The organism is Janthinobacterium sp. SUN211 (assembly GCF_030587315.1).
GTDB classification, from domain to species: Bacteria; Pseudomonadota; Gammaproteobacteria; order Burkholderiales; family Burkholderiaceae_D; genus Janthinobacterium; species Janthinobacterium kumbetense.
Window position 1 is genome coordinate 59,456 of the sequence record NZ_JAPWIC010000011.1, and the last position, 17,125, is coordinate 76,580.

Annotated in this window: 13 protein-coding genes; 5 read left to right on the plus strand and 8 right to left on the minus strand. The window is 60.9% G+C overall.

Annotation, left to right across the window (positions count from 1 at the left end; all coding sequences use genetic code 11):
* Window positions 1–34: 34 nt before the first annotated feature.
* From O3301_RS26935 to O3301_RS26950, 4 genes are all read left to right on the plus strand, one after another.
* Window positions 35–493, plus strand: coding sequence for a RidA family protein (locus O3301_RS26935; RefSeq protein WP_076571881.1), 459 nt, complete (start codon window positions 35–37; stop codon window positions 491–493).
* Window positions 494–609: 116 nt separating this feature from the next.
* Window positions 610–2,040, plus strand: a complete 1,431-nt coding sequence (locus tag O3301_RS26940; RefSeq protein WP_099666226.1) for an amino acid permease — start codon at window positions 610–612, stop codon at window positions 2,038–2,040.
* Between the two features lie 289 nt (window positions 2,041–2,329).
* Window positions 2,330–3,802 carry an amino acid permease gene (locus O3301_RS26945; RefSeq protein WP_099666227.1) on the plus strand — a complete coding sequence of 491 codons (1,473 nt, stop codon included), beginning with the start codon at window positions 2,330–2,332 and terminating at the stop codon, window positions 3,800–3,802.
* 67 nt (window positions 3,803–3,869) lie between these two features.
* Complete coding sequence (locus tag O3301_RS26950) at window positions 3,870–5,819, plus strand: S9 family peptidase (protein WP_305057985.1); 1,950 nt, start codon at window positions 3,870–3,872, stop codon at window positions 5,817–5,819.
* An 11-nt stretch (window positions 5,820–5,830) separates the two neighbouring features.
* Here the strand turns inward: O3301_RS26950 and O3301_RS26955 are convergent, their stop codons facing one another.
* Together O3301_RS26955 and O3301_RS26960 are read right to left on the minus strand one after the other, a co-directional pair.
* Entirely contained in the window at window positions 5,831–7,981 is a 2,151-nt protein-coding gene (locus O3301_RS26955) for an FUSC family membrane protein (protein WP_305057986.1), read from the minus strand.
* Between the two features lie 90 nt (window positions 7,982–8,071).
* Window positions 8,072–9,760 carry a M14 family zinc carboxypeptidase gene (locus O3301_RS26960; RefSeq protein ID WP_305057987.1) on the minus strand — a complete coding sequence of 563 codons (1,689 nt, stop codon included), beginning with the start codon at window positions 9,758–9,760 and terminating at the stop codon, window positions 8,072–8,074.
* Window positions 9,761–9,908: 148 nt separating this feature from the next.
* Between O3301_RS26960 and O3301_RS26965 the strand changes: the two genes are divergently transcribed.
* Window positions 9,909–10,490, plus strand: coding sequence for a hypothetical protein (locus O3301_RS26965; protein ID WP_305057988.1), 582 nt, complete (start codon window positions 9,909–9,911; stop codon window positions 10,488–10,490).
* Window positions 10,491–10,558: 68 nt separating this feature from the next.
* Here the strand turns inward: O3301_RS26965 and O3301_RS26970 are convergent, their stop codons facing one another.
* The 6 genes from O3301_RS26970 to purB all read right to left on the minus strand — a co-directional run bounded on the left by O3301_RS26970 (window position 10,559) and on the right by purB (window position 16,928).
* Window positions 10,559–12,712 carry a S46 family peptidase gene (locus tag O3301_RS26970; RefSeq protein ID WP_305057989.1) on the minus strand — a complete coding sequence of 718 codons (2,154 nt, stop codon included), beginning with the start codon at window positions 12,710–12,712 and terminating at the stop codon, window positions 10,559–10,561.
* A gap of 306 nt (window positions 12,713–13,018) precedes the next feature.
* The gene (locus O3301_RS26975; protein WP_071075198.1) at window positions 13,019–13,288 is read right to left on the minus strand and encodes a GlsB/YeaQ/YmgE family stress response membrane protein; all 270 of its coding nucleotides are present in this window, start codon (window positions 13,286–13,288) and stop codon (window positions 13,019–13,021) included.
* 173 nt (window positions 13,289–13,461) lie between these two features.
* Window positions 13,462–14,037: a YceI family protein gene (locus O3301_RS26980; protein ID WP_077408818.1), complete on the minus strand. Its 576-nt coding sequence runs from the start codon at window positions 14,035–14,037 to the stop codon at window positions 13,462–13,464.
* A gap of 142 nt (window positions 14,038–14,179) precedes the next feature.
* The gene (locus tag O3301_RS26985; RefSeq protein WP_034778891.1) at window positions 14,180–14,734 is read right to left on the minus strand and encodes a YceI family protein; all 555 of its coding nucleotides are present in this window, start codon (window positions 14,732–14,734) and stop codon (window positions 14,180–14,182) included.
* A gap of 103 nt (window positions 14,735–14,837) precedes the next feature.
* Complete coding sequence (locus tag O3301_RS26990; protein WP_046684510.1) at window positions 14,838–15,362, minus strand: cytochrome b; 525 nt, start codon at window positions 15,360–15,362, stop codon at window positions 14,838–14,840.
* Window positions 15,363–15,548: 186 nt separating this feature from the next.
* A complete protein-coding gene (purB, locus tag O3301_RS26995; protein WP_289900613.1) occupies window positions 15,549–16,928 on the minus strand; it encodes an adenylosuccinate lyase in 1,380 nt (459 codons plus the stop codon).
* Between the last annotated feature and the right edge of the window lie 197 nt (window positions 16,929–17,125).

Sequence of the window (17,125 nt, forward strand, 5' to 3'; positions counted from 1 at the left end):
GGTTTCGCTTATATTGTTTTCTTGGAGAAATAGCATGTCGTTTTACGAAAAACTCAAAGCCCTCAACATCGAATTGCCAGTCGTTGCCGCACCAGCTGCCGCTTACGTGATGCATGCCCGCACGGGCAACACCGTCTTCCTGTCCGGCCACCTGGCCAAGAAGGATGGCAAGGTCTGGGTGGGGCAACTGGGCAAGGACGTCACCACGGAAGAAGGCAAGATCGCTGCGCGCGGCATCGCCATCGAACTGATCGCCACCTTGCAAGACGCGTGCGGCGGCGACTTGAGCAAGGTCAAGCGCATCGTCAAGGTCATGAGCCTGGTCAATTCCACTTCCGAATTCACGGAACAGCACCTGGTGACCAATGGCGCCTCGGAACTGTTCGTCGAAGTCTTCGGCGACAGCGGCAAGCACGCCCGCTCCGCCTTCGGCGTGGCGCAAATCCCGCTGGGCGCTTGCGTCGAGATCGAACTGATCGCCGAACTGGCCTGATCACCTGAGCATGCCGGTGCCTGTCGCCGGCTCGCCTTTTCCTCCTTTCCAGCAAGAGCGGAACCGCCATTGGGGTGGAGGGATCGGTGTATTCAAGAAAAAAACGGAGACACGTAATGAAAACGAGTGAACAAGGCTTGCACCGCGGCCTGGGCGAGCGGCAGATTCGCCTGATGGCGCTGGGCGCCGCGATTGGCGTGGGCCTGTTTTTGGGTTCCGGCAATGCGATCAAGATGGCCGGTCCCGGCATCATGCTGTCGTACATCATCGGTGGCGCGGTCATCTTCATGATCATGCGCGCGCTGGGCGAAATGGCCGTGCACAATCCCGTGGCCGGTTCCTTCAGCCGCTATGCCCAGGATTACCTGGGCCCCCTGCAAGGCTACCTGACGGGCTGGAACTACTGGTTCCTGTGGCTGGTCACGTGCGTGGCGGAAATTACCGCCGTCGCCATCTACATGGGCATCTGGTTCCCCGATGTGCCGCGCTGGATCTGGGCCTTGGCGGCCCTCGGCTCCATGGGCGCGATCAATTTGCTGGCCGTGAAAGCCTACGGCGAATTCGAATTCTGGTTTGCCCTGATCAAGGTGGTCACCATCATCCTGATGATCGTCGGCGGCACGGGCATGATCATCTTCGGTTTCGGCAATGGCGGCGTGGCCATCGGCATTTCCAACCTGTGGACGCATGGCGGCTTCTTCCCGAATGGCGCGCAGGGCGTGCTGATGTCGCTGCAGATGGTGATGTTTGCCTACCTGGGCGTGGAAATGATCGGCCTGACGGCCGGCGAAGCGGCGAACCCGAAGAAATCGATTCCCGACGCCATCAATTCCGTGTTCTGGCGCATCCTGATTTTCTATGTCGGCGCACTGTTCGTCATCCTGTCGATTTACCCATGGAATGAAATCGGCACCACCGGCAGTCCCTTCGTCATGACGTTCGAACGCCTGGGCATCAAGACGGCCGCCGGCATCATCAACTTCGTCGTGCTGACGGCAGCCTTGTCGTCGTGCAATGGTGGTATCTTCAGCACGGGCCGCATGCTGTACAACCTGGCGCTGCAAGGCCAGGCACCGAAGGCGTTTGCGGAAACGACGGCCAGCGGCGTGCCGCGCCGCGCCATCCTGGTATCCGTGTTTGCCCTGCTGCTGGGCGTGCTGCTGAACTACCTGGTGCCGGAAAAAGTGTTTATCTGGGTCACCTCGATTTCCACCTTCGGCGCCGTCTGGACCTGGGGCGTGATCCTCGTCACGCAAATCCAGTTCCGCAAGACCTTGACGCCGCTGGAAATCAAGAACCTGGCCTTCCGCATGCCGTTCGCGCCCTACGGTTCCTGGATTTCGCTGGCTTTCCTGGCGCTGGTGATCGGCCTGATGGCGTATTTCCCCGATACGCGCATCGCCCTGATGGTGGGACCGGCCTGGCTGATCCTGCTGACGGTGCTGTACTACGCGCTGGGCCTGGCGCCGAAAGACCGCCGCGATGACGTGCCGCAAGGCTACGAAGCGGGTTGGCCGCCGGCCGATGTGCCGCACGGCAAGAAGTAATCCAGCCTAGTTGAGCTGAATCAAAAGCGCGCCCCTGCACTTGCAGCGGCGCGCTTTTTCTTTCATATTGGCCATTCCATGCAGCACTAACGCCAGTGCGCGTTTGATGGCGCACGCCTGGCGTTGTTTCCTTGCATCAAAGTTCTGTTTAGCTGAACCGATGAAAGCCCTATAATCGCTTAGTTTTGAAAATGGACGCGATCTTTCCGGTTTTTTGCCAGGTGGGGCCGGAGTGCTATTTGTTTTTACCCGTCATGCGAAAATACGTGTGCCTCATAAAGGAATGCTAGTGAGCCAAACCCTGGTCCAGAAACTTTGCCGCACCAAGCCGATCGATACCACGGTCGAATATGGTGAAGGCCTCAGCAGCAGTGGCTTGAGCCGGTCCATCGGCCTGTTTTCCCTCACCATGATCGGCGTGGGCGCCACCATCGGCACGGGCATTTTCTTTACCATGGTCGAAGCCGTCCCCAAGGCGGGCCCATCGGTCGTCCTGTCTTTCCTGATCGCCGCCATCACGGCCGGCCTGACGGCCCTGTGCTATGCGGAGCTGTCGTTCCGCATTCCCGCCTCCGGCTCCTCGTATTCGTTTGCCTACGCCACCGTGGGCGAGTTCCTGGCCTTCATCATGGCCGCCTGTCTGCTGCTCGAATACGGCTTGGCGGGCAGTGCCGTGGCCATCGGCTGGTCGTCCTACCTGAACAACTTCCTGGAAAATGCCTTCGGCTGGCACATTCCCGAGATGCTGCGCACGCCGATGATCGTTTCCGGCCCGCATGGCATGGAGTTTCATGCCGGCCACATCAACTTGCCGCCCATCTTCTTGATCTGCATGTGCGGCTTTTTGCTGCTGCGCGGCGCCAAGGAATCGGCCCTGATGAACGCCATCATGGTCATCATCAAACTGGCGATCCTCGTGTTTTTCATCGTCATCGCGTTTTCCGGCTTCAATGCTGACAATTTCTTCCCCTTCTTCAATGCCGACAATAGCAAGGGCTTTGCCGGCATGACGGGCGTGACGGCGGCGGCCGGCACTGTCTTCTTCTCCTTCATCGGCCTCGATACGGTGGCGACGGCCGGTGACGAAGTGAAAAATCCCACGCGCAATGTGCCGCGCGGCATCCTCGGCGCCTTGCTCATCGTCACCGTATTTTATTTGCTGGTGGCCGTGGCCGCCCTCGGCGCGCAACAGGCGAAATTGTTCGAAGGCCAGGAAGCGGGCCTGGCGGTGATCCTGCAAAACGTCACGGGCAAGACCTGGCCCGCACTGGTGCTGTCGGCCGGCGCCGTCATTTCCGTCTTCAGCGTGACCCTGGTGACGATCTATGGCCAGACGCGCATCCTGTTTGCCGTCAGCCGCGACGGCCTGATCCCGAAGTCGTTCCAGAAGATCCACCCGCGCACCCTGGTGCCGGTGAGCAATACGATCATCGTTTGCCTGGTGGTGGCCGTGGTGGCCGGTTCCGTCGATGCCACGTATCTGTGGGACATGGTCAGCATCGGTACCTTGACAGCCTTCATGGTGGTGTCGATTGCCGTGCCCGTGCTGCGCCACAAGCAGGGCGCGAACCGCATCGAAGGCTTCAGCGTGCCGTTCGGGCCGTACGTGATTCCTGGCCTCAGCGTGCTCGCTTGCCTGTACATCATGCGCGATTTGCCGCATACGACGTTTGTCGTGTTCAGTGTGTGGATGGCGGTAACGGTGGCCATTTACTTCCTGTACAGCATGCGGCATTCGCACCTGGGCAAGAAGGCCCGCTAATGCAGTCTGTTCCATCCGAAACCGCCGCGCTTGCCGGCGGTTTTTTTTATTTCTAACCGGAATTTACATGATGAAAATAACTGATCTGGCCGCTTGCAGCTTGCTGGCAAGCAGCCTTCTGGGCACCCTGGCACAGGCCGCTCCCGCCACCGCGCCGGCCTTGCGCGATTACCGTGCCGTCGCCCTGTCGGCCAACGGCCAGCGCATCGCCGCCATCGAATCGAGCCGGGCGGGCGAACAGCCGCAGCGCCCGCATGCGGTCATCGTCGTGCGCGACGCCGCCAACGGCGCCATCGTGCAGCAATTCGATCCGTGCGCCGTGTGTTCCTACGACAAGCCCAGCTGGTCGCCCGATGGCCGGCAGCTGGCTTTTGTCGGCTACGACGCTAAGGCCGGCACGGCGCAACTGTACCTGGCCACGATGACACAGGCGCAAGCCCAAGTATTGACGAGCATCAAAGGTGTGGCCAGTACGGCGCGCTGGTCGCCGGATGGCAAGCAGCTGGCCCTGCTCGCGACGGTGGGCGCGCGCAAGCTGGCCGGCGCCGTGGAAGCGGGGGCGCGCCAGGTGGGCGAAGTGGGCAGCGAAGACGATGCCCAGCGCATCGCCGTCGTGCCGGCCAGCGGCGGCGAGCCGCGTCTGCTGTCGCCAGGCGACACCTATGTGTATGAATACAGCTGGACGCCCGATGGCCGCGGCTTTGTCGCCACCAGCGCGCAAGGCAATGGCGACAGCAACTGGTGGGTCGCCAAGCTCAGCCATATTGATGCGGCCACGGGCGCCCTGCGCGTGATCGCGTCACCGGCCATGCAGCTGAACCTGCCTTCGGTCTCGCCGGACGGCAAGACGGTGGTCTTCATCGGCGGCCTGATGAGCGATTTCGGCTCCATCGGCGGCGATATCTACACCGTACCGCTGGCCGGCGGCACGCCGCGCAATCTCACGCCAGACTATCGCGGCACCTTCAATGGCGTCGTCTGGCGCGGCGCCGGCTTGCTGGCAACGGCCCTGATCGACTCGCAGCTGGCGCTGGTGCCCATCGATGCGCAAAGCGGCCCGGCCCGGCCTGTGCTGCTCGGTGAGCTCAGCAGCAGCGGCAGCGATGGCCGCCTGTCGTTCAGCGCCGATGGGCGTCACGCCGCTGCCGCTCAGGAAGATTTCACGCACGCCAGCTACCTGGTGGCGGGACCGGTGGGCCAGCTGAAAAAGATTACGCGCGACAATGACGGTTTTGCGCCGCAACTGACGGTGCAGAACGTGGGCTGGAATAACGAGCAATACAAGGTGCAAGGCTGGCTGCTGGGGCCGTTGAAGGCGGACGCAGGCAAGCGCTACCCGATGGTCGTCAATGTGCATGGCGGCCCGGGCGCCGCCGCCTCGCCCCGTTACGTGGGAGCGAGCACCCTGATCCACGAATTGACACAAAAGGGTTATTTCGTCTTCCTGCCCAATCCGCGCGGCAGCTTTGGCCAGGGCCAGGCCTTTACGCGCGCCAACATGGCCGACTTCGGCGGCGGCGACTGGCGCGACATCCTGGCCGGCATTGATGCCGCGCAAAAAGTGGCGCCCATCGATGGGGACCGCCTGGGCCTGATCGGCCATTCGTATGGCGGCTTCATGACCATGTGGGGCGTCACGCATAGCGACCGTTTCAAGGCGGCCGTGGCGGGTGCGGGCGTGTCGAACTGGATCAGCTATTACGGCCAGAACGGCATCAACCAGTGGATGATCCCGTTCTTTGGCGCCTCCGCGTATGACAATCCGGCCGTCTACCGCAAGGCTTCACCCATCGAATCGATCAAGGCGGCCAAGACGCCGACCCTGATCTACGTGGGCGAGCGCGACGTGGAAACGCCAGCTGCCCAGTCGCTGGAATTCTGGCACGGCTTGCGCGCCATGGGCGTGCCGTCCAGCCTGTTCATCTACGACGGCGAAGGCCATTCCTTCCGCAAGCCCGAGCATCAGCGCGACTTGCAGAAGCGCACCATCGGCTGGTTTGAGCAGTATCTGAAGTAAGTTGCGCCAGCTTAGCGCGGCGCTACAATATGCACGATCGCCGCGCTATGTATCACGATCTTGTCCGCATCTGCCTGTAACAAGCGGATGCGGCGCTGCACCAGAGGCCAGCCCGACCAGGCCACGTCGCTGACGGGCGGCGCGGCAGGCACTGCCAGCGGGGCGCTGATGGCGGCCTGGTTGTCGAGCTGTTCCAGCGCGCGCGACAGGGTCAGACACACTTGCGTATGGCTGTGGCCAAGCAGGGCGTTGACGGGCGCGACGGGCAGCTGGCTGGCATGCCGGCCCAGGATGGAGCGCAGCGCCGCCACGTGGGCGACCAATAAATAATTTTGCACGATGAACAGGTTGATGTCTTCCACGGCCCGCTGCTTGCTGGCCGGTTCATCGAGCATGCGCACCAGCGCCGAGCTGAGCGCAGCCAGGCTGTCCATCAATCGCTTGCGCTCGATGCGGTAGGCGAAGTCATCGAAACATTTCCCCTGCAGCAGCGCGAAGCTGGCCTGCATATAGCTCACATTCACATTCAGCACCTGGCGCACCAGCCGTGGCAGGCTCTGGTATTCCCAATTGGCCAGCACGAAGCTGAACACGGTCGCCACTGCCGCGCCGATCAGGGTATCGATCAGGCGCTCGCTGACGAGGTTCGGGTTGCTGGGCGCCACCAGGTGCATTTGCAGCAGAATCATCAGGCTCACGGCGATGGCCGTGTAGCGGTAGCGCAAATAGATGAAGGTGGGCGTGGCCACGATGGAGAGGAACAGGATGGCCATCAGCACGATATTGCTGTGCACGAAGCGGATCACGATGGCCGTGATGATGCAGCCGATGATGGTGCCGATGATGCGGTCGGCGCGGCGCTGGCGCGTCATGCTGAACGTGGGGCGCAAGATGATGACGATGGTCAATACGATCCAGTAGCTGTGCGCCGCATATGGCAGCCAGTGTCCGATCAGCAATCCCACCGAGATGGCCATCGAGACGCGCAGGGCGAAGCGGAACACGGGCGAGTCCGGGCGCAGATTCGACAGCAGGGTTTTCAGTTCGTATTTCTGCTGCGACAAGAACGGCGCCATGTCCGCGCCGCTCCAGAACGGCACGTTGTCATACACTTTCTGGCTGGCCAAGTGCAATTCCGCGATCATTTTCAGAATGGCGCGGATCTTGTTGCGCTGCGCGCGCAGGGTGGCCAGCGCTTCCTGCGCAGCATCGCCTTTTGCGTGCAGACGGGCAATTTCCTCTTCGATATCGGCCCATTCCTTGTCGTAACTGATCTGCGCATACGAGGCGCGCTTGCGCGTGACGGCGTAGGCCACGGCTTCGATGTCGCGCGCCGCCTTGTAAGCCAGGTCGTGCAAGGATTTCAGCACGTCGGAGTCCGCCAGGTGCTGGCGCAGCAGCGCGTAATCCGTGTGCGTGGAGAGTATCAGTTCATACAGATCCAGCATGCACACGTGCACCTGCACGACGATAGCATCCTTGCTGTTCTTGTGGCTGCGCAAGATCAAGTCGCGCGATGCCTGCTGGCGGTCGGCCAGGATGCTTTGATGGCGCACAAGCTTGTTGAACTGTTCCGTCAGGTTAAAACGGGTGTCGTAGAAATCGGCCTTGATGTCGATGTAGGCGGCCAGTTCGAACAGGGCTTCGGCCAGCACTTGCTGCTTGATGCGGTGGCGCAAGACCCAGGCGATGGCCATGGCGTAGGCCAGATAGATGAGGCCACCGAGCATGAACAGGCCCGCATGGTGGAACGATTGCTGCCACGTCATCTGGTGCTCCATCGACATGGTCATGATGAACAGGGCGGCCAGCTGCAAGGGCATGGATTTCTTGCCGTACACCACCATCATGCTGGCGAGGAAACTCACGAGCACGAGCACCGTCATCAACAGCCACTGCACGGGGCCGCACAGGCTGATTAGCAAAGTGACGGCGCTGCACAGCAGCACGGAAGCGAGCATCTCATTGAACTTGTGGCGCAGCGGGCTGGGCATGTCCATCAGGGTTGTGCACAGGGCGCCGATGCACACCGTCATCGCGGTGGCGCTGTCGCTGATTTCCTGGGTCAGCAAGGCCAGGCCGACGAGACCGATGGCAACGCGCAAGCCCAGGTAAAAATAATGGCTGTAAATAAAGGTGCGCAGGTTCAGTGCGTAGTGCATGGGATTACCTTGTGGGTAGGGCACAGAAAGAGGCGCCGCACCGGGGTCTCCGATGCGGCGCCAGGATGTTGCAGTCGCTACAGCCTTGATTTACATCAGGGCAATCACGGGATATCTACGCCATTCTGGCTCGGCAAAGCGCTGGCAGTGTGCAAAGATGAAATTCAGCACGGCTTCCTGATTGCTCAGCAGGGCCGGATTCGCTGCTTTCCACTCGGCGAATTTGGCGGCCAGCGCCGGCTCGTCGCGCAGCAGCTCGGATGCCATGTCTTCGAACACGTAATCGGAAAACGCTTCTTTCTTCTCCAGCACGCTGTTGAAGAAACCCCAGCGGAAGAAGCTGTCGTGCGCCTGCGGCTCCAGGGTTTCCACGGCGTAGCGGGCGTTGTCCTGGTCCAGGCTGACGACATAATCGCCTGCCTGCACGGTGAACTGGCCCGTACGCGCTTCGAGTTCCACATTGTCGTGGAACATGTGGCCTTCGTAGGCCGTGGCCCGCGTGCCGACGTCGGTGATGTGGTAGTAGCGCGCCGTTATCGTCTGTTCGGTGGTGATGCGGTTCATTTCGACGCCGTTCCAGCGCAGCCGTTCGATGACTTCGCGCCACGCTTGCGGCACGATATAGGCTTTTGGCGCGGCCACGGTGACGTCCGCATCGAAGCGGTTGTAATACTTGATATCGCGTTCCCACGGCTGCGAGCGGTCATACGACAGGCGCTGGTAGTCGCCCAGGATACTCGGCGTGTATTGCGCCGCATAGCCCTTGAAGGGGAAGGTCGACGGCTGTTCTTCATTCATGGCCCAGTGGATCGGCCATGCGGCTTGCGTGCGTCCGGCCGCCTTCGCTTGCGCGCGCAGCTGCTTGATCTGTTCGCCATGTTTGACCGTGAACGCCATGGTGATGTCGAGCAGGGCGCGCATGGATGCGTAGCGGTCGGCAAACGGTTTCAGCATGTGCGTTTCCGGCATGAAACCAATGACGTGATGCAAGGCCGCAAACCCGGTCGAGAAACGGGGCACTTCGAGAAATTCGGCGATGCCGTGGTCGGGACTGTCCTTGACGGGATTCACGTACGGGCAGGTGGGCCAGCCAGCGTTTTCCATCTGGGCAAAGATGTGCGGCAGCATGGTGTCTTGCAGGAAGGGGCCGAGGCCATTGCCCAGCTTATCCGTCTGCGTGTGGATCAGGGTCATCGTGTACGGATAGTCGGCGCCGTTCGACGTGTGCGTGTCGACCATCACGTCCGGGTCCCAGCTGGCCAGCAGGCGGTTGAACACTTGCGCGTTCAGGCTGTCGCACTTGATGAAATCGCGGTTCAAGTCCAGGTGGCGGCTGTTGCCGCGGAAACCGAATTGCTCCGGGCCATCCTGGTTCACGCGCGACGTGTTGGCGCGGTTCAGGCTGCCATCGACATTGTAGATCGGAATGAACAGCAATACCGTGCTGCCCAGCGCCGCCAGGCGTTCCGGCTGCGTGCAGAGGTCGCGCACGATGGCCATGCAGGCGTCGATGCCTTCCGGTTCGCCCGGGTGGATGCCGTTATTGTTGAAGAATACGGTGCGGCCTGCGCGCTTGATTTGCTCGCGGTCAAACACGCCATCCGCGCTGACGACGCCAGCGTGGATGGGCACGCCCGAGTCGGACAGGCCGATCTGTTCGAAGTGCAGCACCTGCGGATAGCGTGCGGCAAGATCTTGATAGAAGGTGATGCATTCCAGCCAGGTCGTGGTCTGGTTGTGGTTACCGAGTTCGTAGGTCGTGCGCAAGTCTGGTGGCATAGCGGTCTGAGTCTGGGAGGGGGAAGGCGCGCTGGGTAAGTACGCCCGCTAGGGGCCAATTGTAGCACCGGCTCTTGCCTTGAGGCGCCGCAGGGGCTGGTTGCCATACTTGTGTTATGAATACGTTTCACGCGCAAGGGGAGGCGGCATGGGCAAGGCGGCGATGGCAGCGCTGGCGGCGCTGGTGTGGGGGATAGGCCTGGCGGCGCAGGCGGCGCCATTGCGCTTGCCTGCGGGCAAGGAACCGGTGGCGCAGGGCGGGTCCGTCACGGCCGTCGCGCAGGGCGCGTTGATACGCTACCGGGGCTGGCTGCTGGCCATCGATGGCGCCGTGCCGGAAGAGCGGCCTGACATCGTGCTGACGTCGGCGGATGCGCGCCACGCGCCGCTGCTGCAGATCGGCGCCACGCAGCGCACCTTGCCCCTGTGGTCGGCCTTCGAGCTCGTCAAGGGAAGCGCGCGCCTGCGCATCACGGCGCTGCCGGGGCTTGAAGCGCTTCCCGCGCTGCTGCTGGACTTTGGCGAGAGCGATTACCGCATCGTGATTCCCGCCGCCCCCATCGAGCGGCAAGCCCATCCATTGCTGGCGCAGCGCTTTCCCGGCGCCGACCTGGCCTTGCTGCTGCAGGATGGCCGGCGGGTCATGTTGCCGTTGGGAAGTGGCAGCGCGCAAGTGTTTGGCGCAGAGCAAGCCGTGCCTTACCGTTTTGCGAAAGTGAAAAAACGTTAGGCGAAAAAAAGCCACTCCCGCAGGAGTGGCTCAGGCTAAAGCGCCCGTTGCCGGGTTATTGCTTTTTGTTATTCAGCGCCCATTTCTTTCAGCAGGTTGTCTGCGTGGTCGATGTGTTTCATGTTCCACAGCATGTAGCGCAGGTCGACCTGGATCGAACGGGTGTTGGCCTTGTTGTAGTCCCAATCGGAAATGATCGAGTCCAAGGTGCCATCGAAGGCCAGGCCGATGAATTCGCCTTTCGAGTTCAGCGCAGCCGAACCGGAATTGCCGCCGGTGATGTCCAGGGTCGCCAGGTAGTCGACCGGCACGGTTTTCAGCTTCGGATCGACGAATTTACCGAAGTCCTTGGCTTTGATCGCGGCCAGTTGATTTGCCGGTGCATTGAACTCGCCCTGGCCCGTGGCTTTGGCCACCACGCCATTGACGGTGGTGAACGCGGTCCAGGTGGTGCCGTCGGCGCCATGGTCACGGCCGGCAACGCGGCCGAAGGTGACGCGCAGGGTGCTGTTGGCGTCAGGATAGACGGCTTGGCCTTTGCTCTTCATGAAGGCAATTTTTGCTTTCATGTAGTTGGCGTAGGCTTGCTGGATCTTGCCGGCCAGTTCTTCGTCTTCCGCTTCGTTTTTCAGCGAATCCGGGTACATGGCGACGGCTGCCTGGATGAAGCTGTCCTTGCTGGCCTGGAATTCGGCTGGCGTGCGTTTCAGCCATGCTGCGCGCTCGGCTTTGTCGGCCAGCTTGCTGCCCGCATACAGTTTGTCCAGGGCGGCGGACAGGTCGGCTGGCGACATGCCGTCCTTGATGCCGATGGCGGCGTCAAAGCTGGCGCGGCGCTGTGCTGCCGGTTGCGCGGCGTACTTGGTCAGGCTGTTTAGTACCAGCGCCTTGTCGACTTTTTCATCGTAGGTGCGCTCGACCGACGTGATGCCCGCTTCCAGGCGTGGCAAGTCGCGCGACTGGTAGCCGGACTTGCGTTCCGTGTCGGCCTTGGTGCTTTCGTTGGACAGGCGGTACAGGCTGCGTGCCGTGTTCAGCAGGCGTGGCTGTGCGTAGCCCAGGAAGAAATCGCGCTTGGTGTCGGCATCGCGCTCGGCGATCAGCTTTTCCACTTGCTCGATGTCGCCGGCAAATTCCGCCTTGCGGGCAGCATTCGCGTTGACCCAGGTTTTCAGGGCTTCATGTTCTGCCGTCTTGCGTGCCAGGAAGTCGCTGCCCGCGTACGAATCGAGCATGCCTTGGCGGTTCTTGTAGTAATTGTTCACGCCAGCCACCTGGCCCGCGTATTTCAGGGCAACATCCTTGTTGTCCTTGGTTTCGCGCGCGATGATGGCCAGGGTTTCGCCCGACGCTTTCACGAAGGCCGGGTAGTTCCAGTCAAACGTGAACGCCACTTCCGATGGCAGGCGGTGACGGTTGGTACGGCCAGGGTAGCCCAGCGCCATGACGAAATCGCCTTCTTTCAAGCCATCCTTGGCCAGTTTCAGCACGTGTTTTGGCTGGTATGGCACGTTGTCCTTGCTGAAGTCGGCAGCTTTGCCGTCTTTGCTGACGTAGGCGCGGTAGAAACCGTAGTCGCCCGTGTGGCGCGGCCACATCCAGTTGTCGGTGTCGCCGCCGAACTTGCCCACGCCGGCAGGAGGCGCGTGCACCAGGCGCACGTCGCGGATTTCCAGTTGCTTGATCAGGTAGAACTCCAGGCCGCCGTAGTAGCTCGACACGGTGCAGCGGAAGCCCGCTTCTTTTTCGCATTCGGCGACCAGTTTCTTCTGGTTTTTCTCGATCGCGTCGATGCGTGCCTTGCCTTGCAGCTTGGCCACGTCGGAGGTGATGATCTTGTCGCTGACATTGGTCACGGCGGAGGTGACGAAGATGCGGCTGCCGGGGGCGGCCGGCAATTCTTCAGCGAACGTCTTGGCCAGGAAACCGTTGGCCAGCAAATCGCGCTCCTTGGTCGAATTGACCGCTACGCTGTTGTAGACGCAATGGTGGTTGGTGGCAACCAGGCCTTGCGGCGAGACGAACGAGGCCGAGCAACCGCCCAGGCTGACGATGGCGCCCATCGGGAACTCGGTCAGTTTGGTCAGGGTGGTCGGATCGAGTTTCAGTCCGGCCGCTTTCAGTTCCTTGGCTACTTGTGGCAGCTGTTGGGGCATCCACATGCCTTCGTCGGCGTGTGCGAAGTTGCTCAGGATAGCGAGCGCGATTAAAGATTTTTTCATTCGAGTTCTAGTCTTTTACATGAAGGGAAGTCGGAACCAACGTGTACCCAGTGTTTTTTCTCAGCGGGTGACCTAGAGTATCCGCACCGAACTCGCACTAGTCAATCACATTTTCCCGGCGGCATGTTTGTGGTTGCTTGTTTAAATGACATTATTTTCGGCATCACAGGGGCAGAAAGCGGCTGCCAGCTGGCATTTTCCCGTGCCGCGGCTGTGGTATTGTCCATACAATTGTCCTGGCAGCAATAAAAATGGCCGGGCGCCTGCGCGGCCCGGCCACTTGCGGATGTGCTGCTTTTGGTCTGCTTAGCGTATTTTGCCGCGGCGCAAAAGATTTACGATGCCCAGCAGGATCACGGCGCCCAGGAACGAGACGAGCAGCGAAGACAGGCTGAAATTGTCGCTGTTGATGGTACCCGTGCCGAATAGGGGCGCCAGCAGCCAGCCGCCCAGGAAGGCGCCGACGATACCGACGACGATATTGAGGAAGATGCCCTGTTGCGCATCCGTTTTCATGACCATGCTGGCCAGCCAGCCGATGACACCGCCAATAACGATCCAGATAATGAAATTCATGTAATCCTCCGCGCGATGGATGAGTGGTTGTGCCAGAGCGGTGCGGCCTGCACGTCATGGCAAATTGATACTGATGCCGCACGATAGAAAAGTCCAGCGGATTCGCATGGCGCATGCAAAAGCCCGCCTGGCTGCGGGCAGCGAGGCGGGCTTGTCATGCGGCAAGGCAGTGTTTAATCGGCCTTGATGGCTTCCACCTGGATGGCCAGCTTGACTTCCGGCGAGAACGCCGGCATGCCGTAGTTCAAGCCAAAGTCGCTGCGCTTGAATTCTGCCGTGGCATCGGCGCCGCACACTTCACGCTTGTAGCGCGGGTGCATGATGCACTTGAACTTGCTCACGTTCAACTTGACGGGCTTGGTCACGCCCAGCAGGGTCAGTTCGCCATCGACTTCCACCAGCTGCTCGCCGTTGAACTTGAGCGACTTGCTCTTGTAGGTGATTTCAGGGAATTTCTCGACGTTGAACATGTCCGCTTTCTTCGCGTGCGTGTTCATGGCGTCCAGGCCGAAGTCGATCGAATCGGCATCGATGACGAGGTCCAGGCTGCCCGCCTTGGCGGCGCGGTCCAGGGTGACCGTCCCCTTGGTCTTGTTGAACTTGCCACGCCACACGGACATGCCCATGTGATCGGCTTCGAAGCTGGGGAACGTGTGCGTCGGGTCGAGGTTGTAGGTGTCGGTAGCGGCCATGGCCGAACCCGCGCCGGCGGCTGCCAGCACGGCGATCATCAAGTGCTTAAGTTTCATCAATATCCTAAAAAGAATCGGTTGGTGGTGTGATTTTAATCAGTAGCGATTGAAAAACGTTCAGGGCAAGGCGCCTTGCCGAAGGCAGTACGAATAGTACGACGAGACAAGAGCAACGCAGCCATGGACGTTTTCTCAGGTGTTACTGCGCGGCGACGTGGAACTTGATGGTGACCTCGTCGGCAACCATGCTCGTGTCTTTCCACTCGCCTTCGCCGATGTTGTAGGTCAGGCGCTTGATCGGCAGGGCGCCGTCGAACGCATATTTGCCGCCGTCGGCTTTCACCGTCAGGGGGAAGGTCACGTCGGTGGTCTTGCCTTTGATGCTCAGCTTGCCGCTGACCGTCAGCTTGCCCGCGCCGGCGGCCTTGATGCTGCTCGAGACGAAGGTGGCTTTCGGGAACTGGGCCGCGTTGAACCATTCTTTCTTGGCCACTTCCTTGTTGTATTCCGGGTCGCCGATATCGATGCTGGCCGTCTCGATTTCCACCGATGCTTTCGACGCATCCGGCGTGGCCGGGTTGTAATCGATGGCGATATTGAATTTCTTGAACTTCGCTTCCACGGGCACGTTCATTTGCTTGAACACGGCCGACACGCTGGTCTTGGCGGGATCGACTTTCAGCAGGGTGGCGGCAGTGGCGGCCACGGACAGGCCCAGCAGGGAAGCGAGGACGATGCGTTGGGTGGTTTTCATCTTATTTTTCCTGGAGTTTCAGTGAGCAAAGCAGATTAAGAAGGGCTTGGAACGCCGGACAAAACCGCAAATCGCGACGCGCAGCGGGTTTGGTTCGACGTTCTTATGGCAGCATGCGTTTCAGCACGCCATCGCGGTCGATGAACTGGTGCTTCAGCGCCGCCAGCACATGGGCGGCCACGGCGGCGGCCATCGTCATGTTCAGAACATAATGAATTTCTTTTAAAAGCGGCTTAAGTTCCGGGTTCGGCGCCATGATGACGGGCAGCTGGAACAGGCCCAGGTAGACCACGGGCACGCCGGCGGCCAGGGTGTACAGGTAGCCGGAGACGGGCACGGCGAAGATCAGGATGTACAGCAGCACGTGCATGGCGTCGGCCGCCTTCTTTTGCCAGGCCACCATGCTGGCAGGGTGCGGCGGCGGCACGTTGGCCTTGCGCCACAACAGGCGGATGGCGGCGATGGCCAGCACGGTCACGCCCAGCCACTTATGCCACGAGAAATATTTGAGTTTGGTGGGCGTCAGGCCGGGAATATCGACCATGACCAGGCCCATGACGAAGGCGCTGATGATCAGCAGGGCGGTCAGCCAGTGCAGGATGATGGCGGTGGTGGTGTAGCGTTGCATCGACGGCTTTCTTGAAAGTAGTACGTGTTAGGACTAATTCGGCCTAATATACCAAAGAAAAGCAAATTGCGCTGCGTGCTGCAGATTCTACAAGAAAGATTGCCGGAAAAACCGCGGGGCGGGCAGCATTTGTGTGCTGGCCGCCCCGCGGGAGTGGGATCGTGAAGATCCCCATGTGGAAACTGCTTAGATGGCTTTGGCCAATTGCGCGGCGATACCGATGTAGTTAGCCGGCGTCATGGTCAGGAGCACGTCCTTGGCATCCTGCGGAATGGCCAGGCCATTGACGAAGGTTTGCAGCGCTTCTTTCGAGATGCCCTTGCCGCGCGTCAGCTCTTTCAGCTGCTCGTACGGGTTTTCGATGCCATAGCGGCGCATCACGGTTTGTACGGGCTCGGCCAGCACTTCCCACGTCGCGTCCAGGTCTTGCGCCAGGCGCGCATGGTTCACTTCCAGCTTGTTCAAGCCGCGCAGGCAGCTGTCATAGGCCAGCAGGGTGTAGCCGAGGCCCACGCCGATGTTGCGCAGCACGGTCGAATCGGTCAGGTCGCGCTGCATGCGCGAGACGGGCAGTTTTTCCGACAGGTGTTTCAGCACGGCGTTGGCCAGGCCCAGGTTGCCTTCCGAGTTTTCGAAGTCGATCGGGTTGACCTTGTGCGGCATGGTCGAGGAACCGATTTCGCCCGCTTTCAGTTTCTGCTTGAAGTAGCCCAGCGACACGTACGTCCAGATGTCGCGGTTCAGGTCCAGCAAGATCGTGTTGGCGCGCGCGAAGGCGTCGAACAGTTCGGCCATGTAGTCGTGCGGCTCGATCTGGATGGTGTACGGATTGAACACCAGGCCCAGGCGCTGTTCGATGACGGCCTGCGAGAATGCGGGCCAGTCGAAGCCGGGGTAGGCGGACAGGTGGGCGTTGTAGTTGCCGACGGCGCCATTCATCTTGCCGAGGATTTCCACTTGTTCGATGCGTTTCACGGCGCGCTGCAAGCGGGCCACGACGTTGGCAAATTCCTTGCCCAGGGTGGTCGGGCTGGCCGTCTGGCCGTGCGTGCGCGACAGCATCGGCACGTCGGCATTGTCGTGCGCGATCTGCGTCAGCTTGGCCACCAGGCCGTTCAAGGCCGGCAGCATCACGCCATCGCGGGCCGCTTTCAGCATCATGCCGTGCGAAGTGTTGTTGATGTCTTCCGAGGTGCAGGCGAAATGGATGAATTCCGACGCCGCCACCAGTTCCGGCACGTCCGCCACTTGTTCCTTCAGCCAGTACTCGACGGCCTTGACGTCATGGTTGGTGACCGCTTCGATGGCCTTGATGCGGGCCGCGTCGGCTTCCGAGAAGTCGGCTGCCATCTTGTCGAGCAGGGCGGTCGCTTCGGCCGAAAACGGCTTGATTTCGGCGAAACCGGCTTGCGACAGCGCTTGCAGCCAGGAGATTTCCACTTTCACGCGGTGGTGCATGAAACCGGCTTCGGACAGGATCGGGCGCAGCAGATCGGTCTTGCTGGCGTAGCGGCCATCGAGCGGAGACAGGGCCGACAGCGTGGAATACGGAGTAGTAGAAGTCATGAGAGCGGACGCAAGTTAAAGAAACGGTTGGCGTGTGGCGCGCGGGGAGGGAAGGGCCATTGCAATACAGCAACACTGACGGCGCCACAGTAAAGGGCGATTTTACCACCGCTGGCCGCTGGCCAGCCGTCCGTTGGCCGCCGGCACGCCGCTTTTGGACCGAATCCGGCGCCGATGCGGCGTGCCTGCCACACCCG

Excerpts from the sequence above, each read along its gene's own strand:
- O3301_RS26935 (WP_076571881.1), top strand. The coding sequence starts at position 35 with ATGTCGTTTTACGAAAAACTCAAAGCCCTCAACATCGAATTGCCAGTC.
- O3301_RS26940 (WP_099666226.1), top strand. The coding sequence starts at position 610 with ATGAAAACGAGTGAACAAGGCTTGCACCGCGGCCTGGGCGAGCGGCAG.
- O3301_RS26950 (WP_305057985.1), top strand. The coding sequence starts at position 3,870 with ATGATGAAAATAACTGATCTGGCCGCTTGCAGCTTGCTGGCAAGCAGC.
- O3301_RS26955 (WP_305057986.1), bottom strand. The coding sequence starts at position 7,981 with ATGCACTACGCACTGAACCTGCGCACCTTTATTTACAGCCATTATTTT.
- O3301_RS26960 (WP_305057987.1), bottom strand. The coding sequence starts at position 9,760 with ATGCCACCAGACTTGCGCACGACCTACGAACTCGGTAACCACAACCAG.
- O3301_RS26965 (WP_305057988.1), top strand. The coding sequence starts at position 9,909 with ATGGGCAAGGCGGCGATGGCAGCGCTGGCGGCGCTGGTGTGGGGGATA.
- O3301_RS26970 (WP_305057989.1), bottom strand. The coding sequence starts at position 12,712 with ATGAAAAAATCTTTAATCGCGCTCGCTATCCTGAGCAACTTCGCACAC.
- O3301_RS26975 (WP_071075198.1), bottom strand. The coding sequence starts at position 13,288 with ATGAATTTCATTATCTGGATCGTTATTGGCGGTGTCATCGGCTGGCTG.
- O3301_RS26980 (WP_077408818.1), bottom strand. The coding sequence starts at position 14,037 with ATGAAACTTAAGCACTTGATGATCGCCGTGCTGGCAGCCGCCGGCGCG.
- O3301_RS26985 (WP_034778891.1), bottom strand. The coding sequence starts at position 14,734 with ATGAAAACCACCCAACGCATCGTCCTCGCTTCCCTGCTGGGCCTGTCC.
- O3301_RS26990 (WP_046684510.1), bottom strand. The coding sequence starts at position 15,362 with ATGCAACGCTACACCACCACCGCCATCATCCTGCACTGGCTGACCGCC.
- purB (WP_289900613.1), bottom strand. The coding sequence starts at position 16,928 with ATGACTTCTACTACTCCGTATTCCACGCTGTCGGCCCTGTCTCCGCTC.